19 protein-coding genes and 3 pseudogenes are annotated in these 18,364 nt (G+C 67.7%); 12 read left to right on the forward strand and 10 right to left on the reverse strand.

The genetic code is table 11. The features are described 5' to 3' along the window. Positions 1–6 precede the first annotated feature (6 nt). A complete protein-coding gene (locus QA609_RS01620; protein WP_278300829.1) occupies positions 7–309 on the reverse strand; it encodes a hypothetical protein in 303 nt (100 codons plus the stop codon). A gap of 91 nt (positions 310–400) precedes the next feature. Here QA609_RS01620 and QA609_RS01625 point away from each other — a divergent pair, with 91 nt between their 5' ends. Beyond that, complete coding sequence (locus QA609_RS01625; protein WP_278300830.1) at positions 401–1,168, forward strand: DUF6775 family putative metallopeptidase; 768 nt, start codon at positions 401–403, stop codon at positions 1,166–1,168. A 4-nt stretch (positions 1,169–1,172) separates the two neighbouring features. Here the strand turns inward: QA609_RS01625 and QA609_RS01630 are convergent, their stop codons facing one another. Beyond that, positions 1,173–4,601 carry a PAS domain S-box protein gene (locus QA609_RS01630; RefSeq protein WP_278300831.1) on the reverse strand — a complete coding sequence of 1,143 codons (3,429 nt, stop codon included), beginning with the start codon at positions 4,599–4,601 and terminating at the stop codon, positions 1,173–1,175. 131 nt (positions 4,602–4,732) lie between these two features. On the opposite strand from QA609_RS01630, the gene QA609_RS01635 reads away from it, so the two are divergent. Then, complete coding sequence (locus QA609_RS01635) at positions 4,733–5,143, forward strand: thioesterase family protein (protein WP_278300832.1); 411 nt, start codon at positions 4,733–4,735, stop codon at positions 5,141–5,143. Here the strand turns inward: QA609_RS01635 and QA609_RS01640 are convergent. The 3 genes from QA609_RS01640 to QA609_RS01650 are packed head-to-tail and all read right to left on the reverse strand — an operon-like array spanning position 5,140 to position 7,210. Beyond that, on the reverse strand, positions 5,140–5,826 hold the full coding sequence (locus tag QA609_RS01640) for a class I SAM-dependent methyltransferase (protein WP_278300833.1): 687 nt from the start codon (positions 5,824–5,826) through the stop codon (positions 5,140–5,142). The genes QA609_RS01635 and QA609_RS01640 overlap by 4 nt on opposite strands. Before the next feature lies 1 nt (position 5,827). Continuing rightward, positions 5,828–6,727: a thiamine-phosphate synthase family protein gene (locus QA609_RS01645; RefSeq protein ID WP_278300834.1), complete on the reverse strand. Its 900-nt coding sequence runs from the start codon at positions 6,725–6,727 to the stop codon at positions 5,828–5,830. Between the two features lie 57 nt (positions 6,728–6,784). After that, positions 6,785–7,210, reverse strand: coding sequence for a universal stress protein (locus QA609_RS01650; protein ID WP_278300835.1), 426 nt, complete (start codon positions 7,208–7,210; stop codon positions 6,785–6,787). Between QA609_RS01650 and QA609_RS01655 the strand changes: the two genes are divergently transcribed. Both QA609_RS01655 and QA609_RS01660 read left to right on the forward strand, forming a co-directional pair. Next, positions 7,209–7,334: a hypothetical protein gene (locus QA609_RS01655; RefSeq protein ID WP_278300836.1), complete on the forward strand. Its 126-nt coding sequence runs from the start codon at positions 7,209–7,211 to the stop codon at positions 7,332–7,334. The two genes, QA609_RS01650 and QA609_RS01655, sit on opposite strands and share 2 nt — an antisense overlap. Next, complete coding sequence (locus QA609_RS01660) at positions 7,331–7,684, forward strand: hypothetical protein (protein ID WP_278300837.1); 354 nt, start codon at positions 7,331–7,333, stop codon at positions 7,682–7,684. The genes QA609_RS01655 and QA609_RS01660 overlap by 4 nt, the downstream gene beginning before the upstream one ends. Here QA609_RS01660 and QA609_RS01665 read toward each other — a convergent pair. The 4 genes and pseudogenes from QA609_RS01665 to QA609_RS01680 all read right to left on the reverse strand — a co-directional run. Continuing rightward, positions 7,681–7,932: pseudogene (locus QA609_RS01665) on the reverse strand (dCTP deaminase); the annotation flags it as partial. The gene QA609_RS01660 and the pseudogene QA609_RS01665 overlap by 4 nt on opposite strands. 39 nt (positions 7,933–7,971) lie before the next feature. Continuing rightward, positions 7,972–9,387: pseudogene (locus QA609_RS01670) on the reverse strand (LAGLIDADG family homing endonuclease); the annotation flags it as partial. Continuing rightward, positions 9,376–9,729 (reverse strand): annotated as a pseudogene (dcd, locus tag QA609_RS01675) (dCTP deaminase); the annotation flags it as partial. The pseudogenes dcd and QA609_RS01670, both read right to left, overlap by 12 nt. A gap of 52 nt (positions 9,730–9,781) precedes the next feature. Next, positions 9,782–10,351: a YIP1 family protein gene (locus QA609_RS01680; RefSeq protein ID WP_278300838.1), complete on the reverse strand. Its 570-nt coding sequence runs from the start codon at positions 10,349–10,351 to the stop codon at positions 9,782–9,784. Positions 10,352–10,441: 90 nt separating this feature from the next. On the opposite strand from QA609_RS01680, the gene pth2 reads away from it, so the two are divergent. The 5 genes from pth2 to QA609_RS01705 all read left to right on the forward strand — a co-directional run bounded on the left by pth2 (position 10,442) and on the right by QA609_RS01705 (position 14,526). After that, a complete protein-coding gene (pth2, locus tag QA609_RS01685; RefSeq protein ID WP_278300839.1) occupies positions 10,442–10,780 on the forward strand; it encodes a peptidyl-tRNA hydrolase Pth2 in 339 nt (112 codons plus the stop codon). Positions 10,781–10,839: 59 nt separating this feature from the next. Further along, the gene (locus tag QA609_RS01690) at positions 10,840–11,493 is read left to right on the forward strand and encodes a dienelactone hydrolase family protein (RefSeq protein ID WP_278300840.1); all 654 of its coding nucleotides are present in this window, start codon (positions 10,840–10,842) and stop codon (positions 11,491–11,493) included. A 366-nt stretch (positions 11,494–11,859) separates the two neighbouring features. Continuing rightward, entirely contained in the window at positions 11,860–13,236 is a 1,377-nt protein-coding gene (gene truD / locus QA609_RS01695) for a tRNA pseudouridine(13) synthase TruD (protein WP_278300841.1), read from the forward strand. A gap of 78 nt (positions 13,237–13,314) precedes the next feature. Beyond that, positions 13,315–13,743 carry a zinc ribbon domain-containing protein gene (locus QA609_RS01700; RefSeq protein ID WP_278300842.1) on the forward strand — a complete coding sequence of 143 codons (429 nt, stop codon included), beginning with the start codon at positions 13,315–13,317 and terminating at the stop codon, positions 13,741–13,743. 48 nt (positions 13,744–13,791) lie between these two features. Next, a complete protein-coding gene (locus QA609_RS01705) occupies positions 13,792–14,526 on the forward strand; it encodes a DUF2103 domain-containing protein (RefSeq protein WP_278300843.1) in 735 nt (244 codons plus the stop codon). Between the two features lie 343 nt (positions 14,527–14,869). Here QA609_RS01705 and QA609_RS01710 read toward each other — a convergent pair whose 3' ends face one another. After that, positions 14,870–15,340 (reverse strand): MGMT family protein, encoded by a 471-nt coding sequence (locus QA609_RS01710; RefSeq protein ID WP_278300844.1) that lies wholly within the window; start codon positions 15,338–15,340, stop codon positions 14,870–14,872. 96 nt (positions 15,341–15,436) lie between these two features. Between QA609_RS01710 and trpC the strand changes: the two genes are divergently transcribed. From trpC to trpA, 3 genes are read left to right on the forward strand one after another with little or no spacing between them, the layout of a single operon-like run. Then, positions 15,437–16,225, forward strand: coding sequence for an indole-3-glycerol phosphate synthase (gene trpC, locus QA609_RS01715; protein WP_278300845.1), 789 nt, complete (start codon positions 15,437–15,439; stop codon positions 16,223–16,225). After that, positions 16,218–17,525, forward strand: a complete 1,308-nt coding sequence (trpB, locus tag QA609_RS01720) for a tryptophan synthase subunit beta (RefSeq protein ID WP_278300846.1) — start codon at positions 16,218–16,220, stop codon at positions 17,523–17,525. Before trpC ends, trpB begins: the two co-directional genes overlap by 8 nt. Next, entirely contained in the window at positions 17,522–18,352 is an 831-nt protein-coding gene (gene trpA / locus QA609_RS01725; RefSeq protein ID WP_278300847.1) for a tryptophan synthase subunit alpha, read from the forward strand. Before trpB ends, trpA begins: the two co-directional genes overlap by 4 nt. The last annotated feature ends 12 nt before the right edge of the window (positions 18,353–18,364 follow it).

Consider the following 18,364-nt stretch of genomic DNA (forward strand, 5'->3'; position numbering starts at 1 on the left):
GGGCGGCTACCGGGGACTGAACCGTCCGGTTCGCCGATCGTCGTCGCCCGCGTCGCGGTCGGCGCGGTCGTCGTTCTCAGCGGGCGGTCGCTCGTCGTCGTAGATATCGACGTGGTGGACCGCGCTCGGCGAGAGCAAGCGGTTGCCCTCGAGCTCGAGCCAGCCGTTGGCGTGGACGACGATCGGACCCTCGTAGAGGGGGTCCTCGGCGTCGGCCTCGTCGTAGACGACCGCATCGTGGTACGCCTGCGTGAGCGGGTTCACCTCGTCGGTGAGGATCGACTCGCTGGAGAACACCGGCGGAAACATGTTTATCGTAGTGAGCGAACGGCGGTGGCATAAATCGGTCGCCGACTGCGGGACCGTAACTGATTCACTCCGTGGTACGACTAGGTAATACATGGTCGAGCAGATTCTGTGCTATCGGGCGCCGACGACGGTCGTCGACGCGGACGAGATCGCGGCCTGGCTCGAGGACCGCGTCGAGGCGTCGGTCTCGGTCCGGGATCGGTTCCTCGACGGTCACCGCGACGAGGACCTCGCCGAGCGGTTCGCCGAGGCGCGGGTCCCCTCGCCGTACGACCGCGAGACCGGCAACACGATGCTGGGGACGATCCGCTACGAGGAACGCGCCCTCGAGCACCCCGAGCGCGAGGGCGGCGTGCTCTACGATGGCCGGCAGGTTCAGCGGGCGCTGAACAGTGCACTCCCGTCCGAGGAGCGCGGACTCGAGACGCTACACGTCGCCCTCCTCGACCGGGTGATCGGCACCTGGGGTGACCACGACGGGCGCTGGCACAAGCGAGTGAACGTTCTCGGCCAGCCGGCGCTGCTGTCGGTGCCGGGACTCTACGAGGCACCCGCCAAGCCGGAGGCGTACTACAAAGAAAAACAGCGCCATTCGCTGCTGTCGGGCGACGCGCCGCCCCGAGAGGTCCTCGAGAACCGCGTCGAGGGCGACTTCCTGATCGAGGACGACCCCCGAACGACCGACGCGCTGAAGGGGTACGCCCTACAGGCGTACCACTTCCTCGAGACGGGGGAGCCGTTTTGCGACCGCGAGGGGTGTCGGCTATTCAACGCTCACTACCACGAGGACCTGATCGAGGCACAGCTTCGGGAACCCGAGTTCTGTTCCGACCACGCACGGCGGTACGGTCGGTCGTAGCCGACTACCGATCGCGCTCTTCGGGCAGACGGATCGTAAACGTCGAGCCCTCGCCGGGCTCGGAGTCGACCGCGATCTCGCCGTCGTGACGTTCCACGATACGGCGACAGAGCGCGAGTCCGATCCCCGTCCCACCGTGTTCGTCGTGGCTGTGGAGCCGCTGGAATACCCGAAAGACGCGCGCCTGCTCGTCGGGGTCGATCCCGATCCCCTCGTCGTGGACAGCGAGTTTCCACCCCGAGTCCGTTCGCTCGGCTTCGACGTGGATCCGCGGTGGCTCGTCGCCGCTGTAGGTGATCGCGTTCTCGAGCAGGTTCTGGAACACCTGCCGAAGCTGGTCCTCGTCGCCCTCGATCCGCGGCAGCGGGTCGGCCGTGATCTCGGCGTTGCTCTCCTCGACCCGGAGCCGAAGGTCGGCGAGAGCGTCCTCGAGGGTCTCGTCTAGCTCGATGGGTTCGAACGGATCGCCCTGGGTTTCGACGCGGGAGTACTCGAGGAGGGCGTCGATCATCTCGCGCATCCGTTCGGCGCCGTCGACCGCGAACTCCAGGAACTCTTCACCGTCCTCGTCGAGGGCGTCGGCGTACCGCTCCTCGATGAGCCCGAGGTAGCTCGTGACCATTCGCAGGGGCTCCTGGAGGTCGTGGCTCGCCGCGTAGGCGAACTGCTCCAGGCGCTCGTTCGACTCCTCGAGCCTGCGCTGGTACTCCCTGCGCTCGGTCACGTCCTGCACGACGAGCATCCCCTGTCGGGTCGATCCGGTCGTCTTGACGGGGATCGTGTGCGCCCACAGCTCCCGCCCGGCGTAGCTCACCTCGAAGGTGTGCTCCTCGCCCTCGAGGGCGTCCTCGAAGTACGGTTCGACCGTCTCGACGAGCTCCTCGGGATACCGTTCGTAGATCGTTTTCCCGACCGCGCTCTCCCGATCGATGCCGAGGTCGGCGACGAGGTTCCCGCCGGCGGCCGTATACCGCAGGTCGTCGTCGAACAGCGCGACGACGCCGTTGGGGAAGTTCTCTACCAGCGTTCGGTACCGCCGTTCGCTCTCCTCGAGCTTGCGGCGGTACTCTCGACGTTCGGTGACGTCGGTCTGCGTGAGGACGCCACGGACGACCTCGCCGTCCTCGTCCGTGATCGGCATCCCGTGGATCATCACCGTGCGTCGGTCCCCGTCGGCCGTCTCGATCTCGACGACGTCCGGTTCGAGGACGCTCTCGCCCTCGAGGACGCGACTCATCGGCCACTCGTCGGGCTCGATCGGCTCGCCGGTGTCGGCCCACCAGCCGTCGTAGCGCTCGTAGTCGGCGACGCTTTCGGCGTCGAAGACGTTCCCGCCCCAGATCTCCGCGGCGACGTCGTTGGCCTCGACCAGCCGCCCGTCCGGCTCCGCGACGACGACGCCGACGGGCAACACCTCGAACAGCGTCTCGAGCTGTCGCCGTTGCTCCTCGAGCTTTCGCTCGGCCCGCTTTCGTTTCGTAATGTCGATCAGCGCACCGGGGAACGTAACCGGGTTCCCGTCGGCGTCACACTCGACGTGGCCGCGGGCGACCACCCACCGAACCTCGTCGTCGGCGTTGCGGACGCGGTACTCCGCCTCGTACTCCCCGCACGTCTCGACCGCCGCCTCGATCTTTCGCTCGACCCGCTCGCGGTCGTCCTCGTGGATCGAGGAGACGAACTGCTCGAGCGAGACCCCCTCCCGGGCCGCGTCGGGGTCGACCCCGAACTGACGGGCAAACGAGGCGCCAGTGACGAACCGGTCCTCCGGGATCTGCCACTCCCAGGTACCGACCGCCCCGGCGTCGGTCGCGGCCTCGAGCTGTGATTTGGTCTCCCGGAGTGAGCGCTCGCGTGCTTTCTGCTCGGTGACGTCCTGTGCCATCGCCATCCCGGCGACGACGCTCTCGCTCTCGTCGGTTACCGGAACCGTGTGAACCCGCCAGTTCCGGTCCGCGTACTCGAGTTCGACCGTGTTCTCCGCCCCCTCGAGCGTCGCCCGCAGGCTCGGCTCCAGCACGTCGGCGACGGTTCCGTCGCCGATCTCGCGGACGTGTCTGCCCTCGAGTTCGTTCGCCTCCATCGGCAGGTCATCGAACGCGCGCCCCGCCGCCAGCGTGAACTCGAGGTCGTCGTCGAACAGCGCGACGATCCCGTTCGGGAAGCACTCGGCGAGGGTTCGGTACCGTCGCTCGGAGCGCTCGAGGTCGCGCTCGCGCCGTCGGCGCTCGGTCACGTCGCGGGCGATTGCGAACACGTACTCGCGATCCAGCTCGACGTAGCTGACGGTGACTTCGACCGGAAACGCCTCCCCGTTCGCCCGAACGTGCATCCCCTCGAAGGTCGTTCCCTCTTTCGCCCGCAGTTCCTCGACGAACGACGTCCAGGCGTCGTCGTCCGGCAGTTCGGCCTCGATATCCGGAACCGAGCGGTCCAACAGCTCGTCCCGATCGTAGCCGAGGTGCCGACAGGCCGTCTCGTTGACGTCCAGGAACCGTCCCGACTCGGGATCGATAACGAACATGCCGTCGTTGGAGTGATCGACCAGGCGTCGAAACAGCTCGAGTTCGCGCTCGCGCTTCTCGCGGTCGGTGACGTCCCGGAAGTACACCGACAGCCCCGTCTCGGAGGGGTACGCCCGAATCTCGAACCAGCCGTCCAGCGGCTCGGGGTAGTACTCCTCGAACGCGACCACCTCACCGTCAGCCACTGCCCGTTCGTAGCGGGGTTTGAACGCGTATCGCGTCGCCGCCGGGAACGCGTCCCAGATGCTGTGTCCGACGAGTTCGCGGTTCTCGGGGTTGATCAGCTCCTCGGCGCGGTCGTTGAGGTAGGTGAACTGCCAGTCCTCGTCGAGCGCGAAAAAGGCGTCCGAGATGCGACCGTGGACCTCCTCGAGTTCGGTCCGCTGGTCCTCACGTTCGACCGTCGACGCCAGGACGTTCGCGACGTTTTTGACGAAGTTGGCGTCGTTGTGGGTGAACGCGTTCCTCTCGGTCGCGTAGACGCCGAGAACCCCCCACGGCTCTTCGGGCGGACCGACGACGGCGCTGATTCCGCTGACGATGTCGTGGTCGACGAGCAGATCGGGACCGGAGAAGCGATCCTCGTCGTGCAGGTCGCCGACGACGATCGGCTCCTCGGACAGCAGCGTGTACCCCGCTTGCGAGTCCGTACCGACGGGGACCGTCGCCGAGCCGACCACCCCCTCGGGCCAGCCGACGCCCGCTCGAAGCGCGAGCGCGTCGTCGGAACGCCGTTCGAGTACCGCCGCGTACTCGACCTCGAGGGTCTCGGCGACGGCGATCGACGCCTTCCGAAACAGTCGATCGAGATCGTCCGCCTCGAGCGCTCGTCGACCGAGGTCGGCGACGACCTCCTGCTGTCGTATCCGACGCCGGAGCGGCCCGTCCCCCTCGGAAACCGAATCCATACTGAATCCGATACCAGAGTGGAACGCCTAAGTCCTTCTATCTGTGGCCTTCCGCCGTCCGACGGTCGTCGGTCGCAGCTCCCGGACGGGATCGGAGCCTACTTTTGCTCGAACGCCCTGGAAAACCGACAATGAGTGAGGAGTTTACGAGGGAGGTTCCCGTCCGATTTCGCGATCTCGACCCGCTGAACCACGTCAACCACGCCGTCTACGCGAGCTACCTCGAGTCGGTTCGGATCGACTACATCGAGGAGGTACTGGACCAGCGCCTGCGGGAGCTGTCGTTCGTGATCGCGAACCTCGAGCTCTCCTACCGACGGCCGATCGAGTACGGCGACGAGCCCGTCGTCGCGCTGTGGGTAACTGACCTCGGCGAGACCAGCTGTACGATGGCCTACGAGATCCGGGTCGACGGCGAGGCCGCCGCGACCGCCGAGACCGTGATGGTCCACGTCGACGCCGAAACCGGCGCCTCGACGCCGATCGACGAGACGGTTCGCGAGCGGATCCGCGAGTACGAAGGACTCCAGGCGTCGACCTAGGCGCCGTCGCCGATCCGTCCGCCCGTCAGCCGAACGACGCCGAAGACGTGGGTCTCGTCAGCGACCGCTCGCGAGCGCTCCCGGAGCCGCGCGTGGGCCGCGTCGATCTTCGTGTCGAGTCGCAGATGAGGCTCGTTCTCGTAGCGCAGCTTCGTCGTCGGTGGCGTCGAAAGGACGACGATCGCCCGGAAGACGGCGTTGACGGGCGGGGCGTACCACGCGTCGCTCCGGGCGGCGTTGGCGAGCACGACGTGGCCCCCGGGGCCGACGAGGTCACACCAGTCGTCGACTGCCCCCGCGGGGTCCTCGAGCATGCCGACGACGAACGTCGCGAGGACGGCGTCGACGTCCTCGTCGACGGGCGGTTGGGTCGCGTCGCCGCGGGCGACGTGGACGTTGTCGTACTCGGCCGTTAGATCGCGCGCCCGTTCGAGGATCGGTCCTGTGAAGTCGATTCCGACGACGGTTCCCTCGGGACCGACCTGCTCGCGCAGGTAGGGGAGGTTCGCGCCCGTCCCACAGCCCATCTCGACGACGGTGTCGCCGCGCTCGAGCCGACAGGCGGCCGCGGCCCGACGGCGAAGCGCCGGAATGCCGGGGGTGCGGCGCGCGATCAGGTCGTAGAGGCGCGCCCAGCGGCCGTAGAACTCCTGTGCGGTCTCCCCGCTCGTGCTCGCCGACATGTTAGAGGAGCTGGCGGACGCTATCGGCGATCGACTCCGCGTCGGACCCGAGCACGTAGATCAGCGGTTCGATCCCCATCCCCCCGGTCTGGTAGAGCACCGTCGCGTCGGGTTGGTCGTCGATGGCCGCGCCGACGCTCTCGTCGACGTCGCCCGACTCGTCGAACTCGGCGGTGACGTGGCCCTGCTCGGCGAGCTCCTCGAGCAAGTCGGGGTCGTAGGCGACGTTGATCGCCGCCGAGGCGTCGGAGCCGTGGCGACGCGCGGAGAGCAACACCGTCGCGACGTGCTCGGAGACCCCGAACTCGGGACTCGTGGGCACCGTCGTCCGCCCCTTTACGTCGAAGATCCGTCCCGGGACGCCGGCGACGTCGTCGACGTCCTCGGCGTCGGGCGTGCAGGCGACGAGGTTCGAGCCGACCGCGGGGATCAGGGTCGCGAACCCGCTCGCGTTCTCGAGGAGCCGCAGCCCGCGTCGCAGCGAGGACAGCACCCGCTCGCTGGTCCGAAGCTCGCTCTCGGGGTCGTGCACCCGAAAGCTCGCACCGTGGTCGGCCAGCTCGGGGACGGCCTCCTCGTGGAGCTGAGCGAGCAGGTCGCTCCCGCTCTCGAGTTCGCGGACCAGCACCTCGGTCTCGATCAGCGCCTGTACCGGCGCCATATCGCCACTAGCCAGGCCCTCGCCGAGTTCGTCGACGAGGGCGGTGACCCGTTCGTCGTCTGCGATACGGTCGTTGACCGTCACATCCCCGTGGGCGTACTTCGAGACGGCGCTCTGGCTGATGCCGAGCACCGCCGCGACCTCGCTCTGCGTGAGTCCCCGCTCCCGAAGCTCGCCGGCCAGCAGCGAGCGGAACGTCGGCAGGAACTCGTCGACGACGATCTCTTCGACGAATTGCATTTCGTACGTGAGCAGACGCGCGCCGCGGAAATAACTCCTGGGTCCCGGCGGTCAGCGTCAGCGGACGATCGTCACTGGGACGGGAGCGCGACGGGCGACTGTTTCGGCGACACTACCGAGGAGGATCCGACTAACGCCGTCCCGACCGTGGCTGCCGAGGACGATGTGATCGACCCCGTGGGCGCTCGCGTACTCGGTGATCGTCCGCGCCGGCGATCCCAGCTTCAGCTCCGTTCGGATCTCCCGATCGTGCTCGGCGGCCGTCCGCCGCGCGTCATCGAGCACTTCCCCACCCTGTCTCCGGAGCCAGCCCTCGATCTCGTCGCTGTAGATGTAGCCGTCCGTGTTGCCGTACCAGTAGCTCGAGGGGTTGATCACGTGCAACGCGGTGAGCTCGGCGTCCGGAAACGACTCGACGGCGTACTCGAGGGTCCGGTCGGAGCGGTCGGATCGGTCGACGGGGACGAGGATCTGCTTCCCCATGCCACACCGTATCACTCGAGCGTACAAATCGGCATCGCTCGCGGCGACGGGGACCGCGGACGTCCTCGAGCCCGCCGCGTCGCGGACGATTTATCCCGTCGTCGGCGAAACCCTCTCTCCATGACCGACCAATCCATCGGGCTCGTGATCGGCTCCGGCGTCGCGACGTTTTTCATCGTCAGCATCGCCGTCGGCGAACTCGCTCGCGAGCTGATCGGAGTGGGACTGCTCGTCGGCCTTCCCGTCGGCGCGTTGGCTGGCGCCGTCGCGGTCGCGAGCGTCGCGACCGGGCTCGCCGAGTCGACCCCGCCCCGTCAGCGCCGGCTGACTGGTGGGTTCGCCGGGTTCACCATCGGCTTCGTGATCGGCACCGCGCTGTCGGCGTACCTACTCCACTTCGATCTCAGCTCGTCGGTCGCCGCGGGCGCTGCCGTCGGAATCGTCCTGGGAGTCGTCGCCTCCGAGCGGGTCTAGTCCTCGCGCTCGAGCTGGTCGCCGCCGAACTCGTCGTCGCTCTGGATCCGCGAGGCCTGCGGGCCGGCCTGGTCCTGGTACTTCGAGCCCCGCTCGCTGCCGTAGGGTCGTTCCGCCTCCGTTTTGAGCTCGGTGAAGGTGAGCTGTGAGATCCGCATCCCGGGGGTGAGCGCGACGGGCGCGGTGCCGAGGTTCGACAGCTCGAGGGTGATCTGGCCGCGGTACCCGGGATCGCAAAGCCCGGCTGTATTCGACAGGAACACCCCGCCCCGGCCGCCGAGGAAGTTTTCGATCGTCCGTCCGTTCGGCTGCACCTCGAGGTCGTAGGTCGGCTCGACGCGATCGGTCTCCTCGACGGCTGCGACCTTCTCGAACCGGACCCCTCCTTCGAGGAGCTGCTCGAGGCGCTCTGTGTCCGCACCTTCGTCGGCGTAGACGTCGCAGAACCGACGCAGCGTCGATCGCTTGACCGAGCCGTACTCCTCGTTTTCGACGTTCGAAATGCTCGATTTCGAGGAATAGCCCATCTTCTCTGCGGCGTCGATCATACGGAGCCCCGCCTCCTCGCGGAGGGACTGAAGCAGTTCGCTCGGGACAGGAACGTACTGGCCCCGCTTGTGAGCGTCCGGAGCGAGATCGATCGCCCATTCGGTACTGCTGTTGTGAACGTCGCTCGGTTCGATGTAGGTCTCGCGGTCCCGGCTGTAGGTCGAACTCAACAGTCCCAGCCGGCTAGCGAGATACAGCGTTCGGTCGGCGAGCGCTTCGTTCGCCGTGTACAGCGTGTCTCTCGTCTCGCGCCGACAACCGTCTCCGTCGAGCATCCCCTCGAGCAGCGCCTCCAGCACGTCGTCGGACCAGTTCCACGCGCGCTCCGGGACGTTCTTTTCGGCACCCTCGCCCGCCAGCCGTCGGAACAGTTTCGCCCAGAGTGCTGAACAGACGGTCAGCCGTTCGACGCCGTCGTTTCGTTCCCGTCGGTAGATACTCGTCCCGTACTGCTCGAACCACGATTCGACGCGGTCGAGCAGCTCCGGGTCGGTGTTCGCGATCTGGACCTGCTTTCGGCGGACGGAGCCCTCGGCGATATAGAAGCCGAGGACCCACCCGAACTCGGGCGTGATATCGAGATGCCGGGGAAGCCGCGCGTCACTCTGTTTGAACGCAACCTCGGCGTCGTCCGGCGTCTGTACGGACGAGAGACAGGAGAGCGGAGCCGCGTTCCTCGACTCGTAGTGACGGCGGGTCGTTCGTCCGATATCGTCGGTCCATCGAACGGCCCCCAACCCGTCGGCTGCGTACGCGACGATCTCGTCGTCCCCCTCGAACAGCGTCACGAGATCCAGCTCCGTCTCCGTCCCGCGCGGTCCGGGGAGCTGATCGGGAACCATTACGTGCGTTCCCTCGGCATCTTCGCTGGGAATCCGGGTGACGCCGCCCCACTCGTCGATCGTGAACAGGTTGTGATCCTTCGTGACGTGTACCTGTCGTCCGGACTCGAGCGTGACGCGGTAGATCCGCTTCGTCGGATTCGTGATGTAGTTCGTCACCGGGTGCGTGCTCACGCGAAGCGTCTTCGGATCGAACGCGACCGCGTGAGCCGGGCGCTCGTTTTCGACGATGTCGCCGATCTCGTAGAAGCCGTATCCGTCCTCCGGGGTCCACAGGAAGACCTCCTCGTCGGCGGGCAACGACGCGTGCACGACGACGGCGAGCCGACCCAGCGACGAGCGGCCCTCGACGTGGGCGATCAGATCGGCGGGGATCTCGACGCGCTCGTGGGTCGTCCCCAGCACGAAGTCCCCCGGATGGAGGATGAAGTCGTCGCCGTTGTCGACGACCGTCTCGGTGACGTACTCGTCGACCTCGTGTTCGGCGTTCGGGTGGATACAGGAGATGTTCGTCCGCTGGAACTCGAGGAACTCCCGGCCCAGGCGGAGGTCGACGCTCGCGGGCTGGATCTGCAACTCGGGATCGTCGAGGGGATCGATAGCGAGGTCCCCGTCCTCGAGGCGCTTCAGAATATCGGCGTCGGAGAGGATCATACCCGACGAGTCGAACGGCGGGGGTGTAAACGGTTCGACTCGGATCGAGCTCTCAGCCGAGGGCGGGGACGACGAGCAGGGCCGCACAGACCCCGCCCGCCAGCAGCGCGGTCGCGGTGGCGGTCGATCGCTCGAGGGAGAAGCCGACCGCGAGCCCGCCGCGCCAGACGTACGCGGCCCAGCCGCAGGCCAGGAGCGCGAGCGGGACGAACAGCCAGACGTCGGGGGCCGACGGAATCGCGTCCGGATCGACGCCGAGGGTCGCGAGCGCGGCGAGCGTGAGGTTGAAGGTGGCCAGCCCGACCAGCAGGGGAACGAGCCCCCAGGCCGCGAGCGAGAGCGTCTCGGCCGGTTCGCCGTCGGCGCCGACCGCGAGGACGAGCCCGTAGAGGACGATCGTCGGCACGACCCAGTACAGCAGCGTCGCCTCGAGGTGTTGAAGTGCCGAGAGCACCGTCACGGGATCGCCAGCGAGATCGCCCGCGAGCCACCAGCCGAGATCGACGGCGAGCGAGCCGAGCCAGTACGCGAGGACGAGCCCGACCGCTCGCCGCAGCGAGAAGGCGTCAGCGCGAGCGAAGTAGCCGTCGGGATCGGCAAGCGGGGTCGATGGCTTCGTCACGATCCGACCAACAGACGAGCGGCCCAAAACGGTTCGGATCGCGCCGGGATTTTCGCCGCGGCTATAGGGATCGGCCCCGTTCGCTCGAGCATGAAACAGGCCATCGTCGCCCGCACCGACATCGGGATGGGACAGGGAAAGCTCGCCGCACAGGTCGCCCATGCCTCGCTGTCGGCCTACGAGAAAGCCGACAAGCGAACCCGCGATCAGTGGAAGTCAGGGGGTCAAAAGAAAGTCGTCCTGAAGGGCGAAGGCGAACGGCAGCTCCACGAGCTCTCCGAAATCGCGGAGAGTCGCGGCCTGCCCAGTGCCGTGATCCGCGACGCGGGTCACACCCAGCTCGAGTCGGGCACCGTCACCGCGCTTGCGGTCGGGCCGGGCGACGAGGACGTCGTCGACCGCGTGACGGGCGAGCTCTCGCTGTTCTAGCTCGCCGTCCGCTTCGCCGGCTCGCAAATCCCTTTTTTGCTGGCGCCCGTCGATCGGGTATGACCGACGACCCACACGGCGGACAGTCGATCGAACGGGCCGGCGCCGACCTCGCCGACGCCTCGGCGGCGATGATCCTCGTCCACGGCCGCGGCGCCCGGGCGCGAGGGATGCTCGGGCTCGCCGACGAGATCGGGCGCGACGACGTCGCCTACCTCGCACCGCAGGCGGCGCGGGGAACCTGGTACCCGAACTCCTTCCTCGCCGACCTCGAGTCGAACCAGCCCCACCTCGAGTCGGCGCTCGGGCTACTCGGGGACGTCCTCGAGGAGGTGACGACCGACGACGGCGACGGGAGCGTTCCCCTCGAGCGGACGGTGCTACTGGGGTTCTCGCAGGGCGGCTGTCTCGCGACGGAGTACGCCGCCCGGACCGCCGACCGCTACGGCGGGGTCGTCGCGCTCAGCGGCGGGCTGATCGGCCCCGAGGGGACCCCGCGGGAGTACGAGGGATCGATGGCGGGAACCCCGGTGTTCGTCGGCTGCGGCGATCAGGATCCCCACATCCCCGTCGAGCGCGTCGAGGAAACGGCACGGGTGTTCGAGGACCTCGAGGCCGACGTCGAGAAGCGGATCTACGAGGGGATCGGCCACACGGTGCTCGAGGACGAACTCGAGTACGTGCGGGAACTCGTCGCGAACGTCACTGCCTGACCGAACCGGTTCGGGCGTATTTTACTGTCAGCTCGGTTATCGCTCGCCGCGCGGACCCAAAACAACGGGGAATTGGATTGAACACTGCCCATTCGGTAGCCCCAGGTGGTGATGAACGCTCGGTGTCCGGTATGCGACGACGGTTTCGGCGAACTGGTTCAAAAGGACCGCAGTGACGACGGCGTGGTAGCGGAGTTCGAGTGTCCCGACTGCGGACACGAGTGGTCGGTTTCGATCTAGCCGTTCGTCGCCATCTGTACTCTCCTCGATTCGAGAACCGACACGACACCAGCGTCGTCACTCGAGCAGGGACGTCGTCGAGAACGAACCGATTTACCCGCGGCGGCCGAACCGCCGGCAACGAGCATGCGTCCAGCCCACCCTACAGAGCAGGCCGTCGGGATCGACCACTACGTCAGCGACGCCGACGGCGTCGGCGGCCGCCTCCGCGCCGAGGACGACCAGTTCCGGGTTCGCGAACTCGAGCGCTTCGGTACCGAGTCCCTCGAGGCCTCGACCGACGCCTACCCCCACCTCGTCTTCCGGGCGACGCTGCGAGGGTGGGATACGAACGACTTCGCCTCCCGAATCTCGGATGCACTGGGGATCTCCCGCGAGCGCGTGAACTGGGCCGGGACGAAGGACAAGTACGCCGTGACCACCCAGCTGTTCTCGGTGTACGGCGCCGAACCCGAGGAGCTGCCCGACGTCGACGGCGCCGACCTCGAGGTGCTGGGTCGGGCGGGACGGAACCTCGAGTTCGGCGATCTGGCGGGCAACGCCTTCGAGGTCGTCGTCGGCGATCCGGAGCGCCCGGCAAACGCCGAGACGATCACCGACGAGCTGTGCGAGTTCGGCGGGCTCGAGGGCCGACGGGACGATAGCAAGGGCATCGACGGCGAGAGCGACGCAACACCCATCGGCGTTCCCAACTTCTTCGGCCAGCAGCGCTTCGGCAGCCGACGCCCGGTCACCCACAAGGTGGGCCTCGAGATCGTCCGCGGAAACTGGGAAGGCGCCGTGATGGCCTACCTGGGGAACCCGACCGACGCCGAACCCGAGGGGACACAGGAAGCGCGGGCGTTCGTCGAGGAGACCAGAGACTGGCAGGCGGCCCTTGAGCGCATTCCCAACCGCCTGCGTTACGAGCGCTCGATGTGTCACGCACTGGCCGAGTTCGAGGGCGAGCCCGGTCCCGAGGAGTTCCGCGAGGCCCTCGAGCGCGTTCCCTCGAACCTTCAGCGGCTGTTCGTCCACGCGGCTCAGTCCTACGCCTTCAATCGGATGCTAAGCGAGCGCCTCGAGCGGGGGCTCCCGTTCGACCGGCCCGTCGCAGGCGACGTCGTCTGTTTCTCCGACTCCGACGCCCCGGAGGGGCTCGAGCTGCCCGACACCGACCGCCTCCAGCGCGTCGACGAGCGCCGGGTCGACTCGGTCACCCGTCACTGCGAGCGTGGCCGGGCGTTCGTCACCGCGCCGCTGGTCGGTACCGACTCCGAACTGGCCGACGGCGAGCAAGGCGAGATCGAACACGACGTGCTCGCGGACCTCGATCTCGAGCCCGGCGACTTCGATCTGCCGGGGGAGTTCCACTCCACGGGGACCCGTCGAGCGATCCTGGTTCGGACGGACCTGGGGCTCGGACGTGACCCGCTGACGCTCTCGTTCGCCCTGCCGAAGGGATCGTACGCGACGGTCGTCGCGCGGGAGTATCTGAAGGTCGATCCCGTCGACCTGGGCTGACTCGTCTCGGCGGCGTCGCCGGAAATCGGCGCCGCCTACGCCTGACAGCCTTTTGCTCGCTCGACCCGTACCTCGAGCATGCGAAGCGAACGCCTGCAGCGGGAGATCGACGACCTCGTGGCGCAGGGATGGAAAATCGAGGACGAAGGTCGGGACAGGGTGGTGATGGTCGATCGGGAGTTCGGCTCCGTCGCCTCCCACATCCTGGTCGCGATCCTGACGATCTGGTGGACGATGGGGATCGGGAACGTCCTCTGGGGGGCGTACAACTACGTCTCCCGGTCGCGCCGGCAGGTGCTCTGGGAGGGACGCTCGCGCTGTCCGGACTGCGGCGCCGACGTCTCCGAGGACGCCGCGTACTGTCCGTCCTGTGGCACCGACGTCGAGACCGCGTCCGTCGACGGCACCGGGCTCGCGTGTCCGAACTGCGAGGCCGTCGTCCTCGAGGGGTCGCGGTACTGTCGGGCCTGCGGAACGAAACTCGCCGACGAGGTGGGCTCCACGTAGTCCGTGGAAAAACAGGGGCGTTTTACACCGGTCTCCCGAATCGCCAGTATGGAGTGTCGCCACTGCGGATCGGCCCTCGAGAAACCCGGAGACTTCTGTCTGGTCTGCCGGGCGGAAAACACCGAGGCCATCGTGCTCGAGGCGACCCGCGAGCGGGCGACGCTGACGATGCTGGCCGGCGAGGACGCCGACGACCCCATCATCGCCGAGACGACGGTTACGACGACGCCCGAGGACGGCGAGAACGAGGTCGTCGAACTGCGGAACTTCGCGGGGCTGCTGGCCGACGAGATCCGCCGTAAACGCCCCGAGGAGGTGTACGCCAGCGGGAGCCGGGAGGTGATCCGCGCCGTTCGGCGTGAGGTCCACTACCCCTTCTACCGCGTCGACGGCGACGCCGACGATCCGGTGGAGGCGACCCTCGAACGACGCGGGAACCGCGCGCTCGAGGTCGTCGAGACCCCGCCCGCCGAGAAGATCGGCGGCAGCCACTCGACGCTGATCGGCGGCCGAACCGGAATGCGCGCGATCCAGACCGTCGCGGGCCACCCCCACGTCAAGAAGGTCATCCCGGGACCGATCGACGCGGGCGGAAAGGGCTCGCAGTCGGGACTCCGGGCGAAAGTCACCCGCGCCGACGACGGCGGCAACGTCCGAATGCTCATCCGGGACGGCTCGAGCGTCCAGGAGAACCGGGTCGTCACGACGGCACCCAATCGGGAGCTGGGCGAGCGGATCCGGGACGATCTCAACGACGTGCTCGCCGACTCGGAGTTTCAGTAGCGGTAGACCGTCCCACGGGTTCCGTACTCGGCATCCCGTCTGAAGCTCGTGTTAGGTACAGGCGGAGGCGGTATCACTGCGGTAGCGCCACAAGTGCAGCACCCGCGAGCGACCATCGGGAGCGAGCGGCCTTTTTAGCGTAGATTTTTGCGCCCAGCGCGGGACCTGCGGTCCCGCGTGCCATGCGAACGAGCACATAGTGCTCGTGAGCAGAGAGTGGTTCCGAACGCAGTGAGGAATCCCGAGGCGGAAAAAGGTACGTGTACACACTCTTTACGTAACGATTCGGCAGGTCCGAGTTCATAGCCCAGACTGAACGAAAGATCCGTAGTACCAACTACTGCTACAATCCCTCGAGCGAACGCAGCTTCTGTTCGACCGGCGGTGGCGCGGCGCTGGGGCCGTCGCGGACCCGGTGGTCCGGAATCAGGACGGGTGCGGGGTTGTTATCCAGCGCCGTCCGGACCAGGTTGAGATCCTCGTTCTCCTCGTGGTCGAGCTCCGGGGTCATCCGCGCCAGCGTGCGGACGTCGACCTGGTCGCCGTAGGGGATCTCCCGGACTCCCTCGAGGACCGCCCGCTGGTCGGTCGGCATCGTCAGCGCGACCTGAACGTCGTCGAACTCGATCTCCTCGAGTCCGTCGAGATACTCGAAGATCCGATCGAGGACGGCGTGATCGTCCTCGGCGTCGTCCTCGGGCGTCTCGGGGAACGTGACCCGCAACACCCGTCCACCGGCGACGCCGACCTGCACGTATCGGTCGAGGTACGACGACTGTCGCGCGTAGATCCCGGCGTCGGTGACATCCTCCATGAGCGGTGATACGAGCGACGGGCTTGAATATTCGCCGGTCGTTCTGGCGTCGCGGACGCAAGCCTTATGTACATAACAGTACGTCGATGTACAATAATGACCTCTCCGACGGAGCTCGCACCCGAAGTACGGTCGATCCTCGAGACCGCCGGGGAGCGATCGAACGCCGATCGAGACCCGCTCTCGGTCGACGCGCGGTCGCTTCCCGAGGCGCTGGCTCGAGCGGAGGCCGACGGCCGGGTCCCGATCGTCGCCGAAGTGAAACCGACGAGTCCGACCGCCGACGGCACCCGGGCGGACGATCCCGTCGAACTCGCGGAGGCGATGGTCGCGGGCGGCGCGGCGGCGATCTCGGTGCTGACCGAACCCGACCACTTCGGGGGGTCGGCCGAGGCCCTCGAGCGAGTGCGGGCGGCCGTCGACGTCCCGGTCCTGCGGAAGGACTTCGTGCTCGAGGAAGGCGGGATGGACGTCGTCGAGGCCGATCTCCTCCTCCTCATCGCGCGGTTCGTGGACGATCTGGAGGAATTGGTCGAGGCCGCCCGCGAGCGGGGGTTCCAGCCCCTCGTGGAGGTCCACGACTACGACGAACTCGAGGACGCCCTCGAGGCGGGCGCCGAGATCGTCGGCGTGAACAACCGGGATCTGGCGAAACTCGAGGTCGATCTCGGAACGTTTGAATCCCTCAGTCCCCACGTTCCGGACGAGGTGACGCTGATCGCCGAGAGCGGCGTCTCGACCCCCGAGGACGTTCGTCGGATGCGCGAGGCGGGCGCCGACGCCCTGCTCGTCGGCAGCGCGATCATGGACCACGACGGTGCGGGCGACGTAACCGAGAACACGCGACGACTCGCGGACGCGACACAGGAGACACCCAATGAGTAAACCGGAGCGAAACCGAGACCGAGACAGCGAGGCAACGTTCGGCGAGTACGGCGGCCAGTACGTCCCCGAGGCGCTGATGCCCGCCGTCCAGGAGCTCGAGGACGCCTACGAGCGCTACGTCCTCGAGAACGAGGACGGGTTTATGGACGAGTTCCGCGAGCGGATGCGCGACTTCGGCGGGCGGCCGACGCCGCTCCAGCGCGCGGACCGGCTCAGCGATCGGTACGACCGCGAGATCTACCTCAAGCGCGAGGACCTGCTCCACGGCGGGGCACACAAGCTCAACAACGCGCTGGGCCAGGTGCTGCTGGCGAAGTACATGGGCAAAGAACGGATCATCGCCGAGACCGGGGCGGGCCAGCACGGCACCGCGACGGCGATGGCCGCGGCCCACCTCGATATGCCCTGCGAGATCTATATGGGTCGGACCGACATCAACCGCCAGCGGCCCAACGTCTACCGGATGCGGATGAACGGCGCGGAGGTCAACCCGGTTACCGCCGGCTCCGGCACGCTGAAGGAGGCGATCAACGAGACGATGCGCGACTGGGCGACGACCGTCGAGCGAACCCACTACGTGATCGGTTCGATCGTCGGCCCCCACCCGTTCCCGAAGCTCGTCCGGGACTTCCAGAGCGTGATCGGTCGCGAATCCCGCGAGCAGATCCGGGAGAAGGCGGGACGACTCCCCGACAGCGTCCTCGCGTGTGCCGGCGGCGGCTCGAACACGATGGGAACGTTCTACGAGTTCGTCCCAGACGAGTCGGTCGACCTCGTCGCCGTCGAGGCGGGCGGCTCGAGCCTCGAGATCGACGAGGCGAACGCGCTGGCACCGAACTCGGCGACGCTGTCGACGGGCACCGACGGCGTGCTCCACGGCGCGATGACCAAGCTCCTCCAGAGCGGCGACGGGCAGATCATGGAGTCCCACAGCGTCAGCGCGGGGCTCGACTACGCCGGTGTCGGTCCCGAGCTGTCGTATCTGGTCGACACCGGGCGGGTGACGCCCGTCAGCGTCGGCGACGACGCGGCGCTCAACGGCTTCCACCGCCTGTCGAATCTCGAGGGGATCATCCCCGCGCTGGAGACGAGCCACGCGCTGGGCTACCTGGAGCGCGCGGCGGGCCCCGCCGCGGATGGTCGAGCGGCGAAGCCGCGAGACGAGAACCACGAGGACCTCGGCGACCTCGTCGTCGTCAACGTCTCCGGGCGGGGCGACAAGGACCTAGAGACCGTCCTCGAGGAGACCGAGAAGCGCGATCTCGAGGCCGCGCCGGACGTGGAGGTGTTCGACCGATGAGCGAAATCGAGGCGGCCATCCGCGAGAACCACCCCGCCCTGATCACGTACATCACCGCGGGCGATCCCTCGCTCGAGGACACGAGGGAGTACGTCGAGGCCTTGGACCGGGGCGGCGCGGACCTGATCGAACTCGGGCTCCCCTTTTCGGAACCGATCGCCGAGGGGCCGACGATCCAGGCGGCGATCAACCGCGCGCTCGACGCGGGGACGACCCCCCAGGGGTTCTTCGAGCTGGTCGACGACCTCGAGACCGAGGCGCCGCTGCTGGTGATGACCTACTACAACATGATTCTCCAGTATGGGCCCGAAGCGGACGTCCGCCCGTTCGTCGAGCGCGCCGCCGAGGCCGGGCTCTCGGGGATCATCGTCCCCGACCTGCCAGCCGAGGAGGCCGACCCGCTGCGGGCGGCCTGTGACGACCACGGGCTCGACCTCGTGTTCATCGTCGCGCCGACGACCGAGGGCGAACGCCTCGAGACCATCATGTCTCAGGTCTCGGGCTTCGCGTACGTCCAGGCTCGCCTCGGCACGACGGGTGCGCGCGCGGACGTCTCGAACGCCACCCACGACAGCCTCGCGCGGCTCTCGGCGTACGATGTGCCCAAGGCGGTCGGCTTCGGCGTCAGCGAGGGCGACCACGCGGCCGAGATCATCGAAGCTGGTGCCGACGGCGTCATCGTCGGCAGCGCGCTCGTCGACATTATCGCCGAACACGGCGAGGGCGACGCGCCCGCGGCCGACGCCCTCGAGGCCAAAGCCGAGGAGCTCAAACGCGGCGCCCGCCGGGGCGGCGGGGTAGATGTACCGGAACCAGAACAGCCATAACCACCTGATTGC

The sequence above is a fragment of the Natronococcus sp. A-GB7 genome, from assembly GCF_029688865.1.
Classification (GTDB): Archaea; Halobacteriota; Halobacteria; order Halobacteriales; family Natrialbaceae; genus Natronococcus.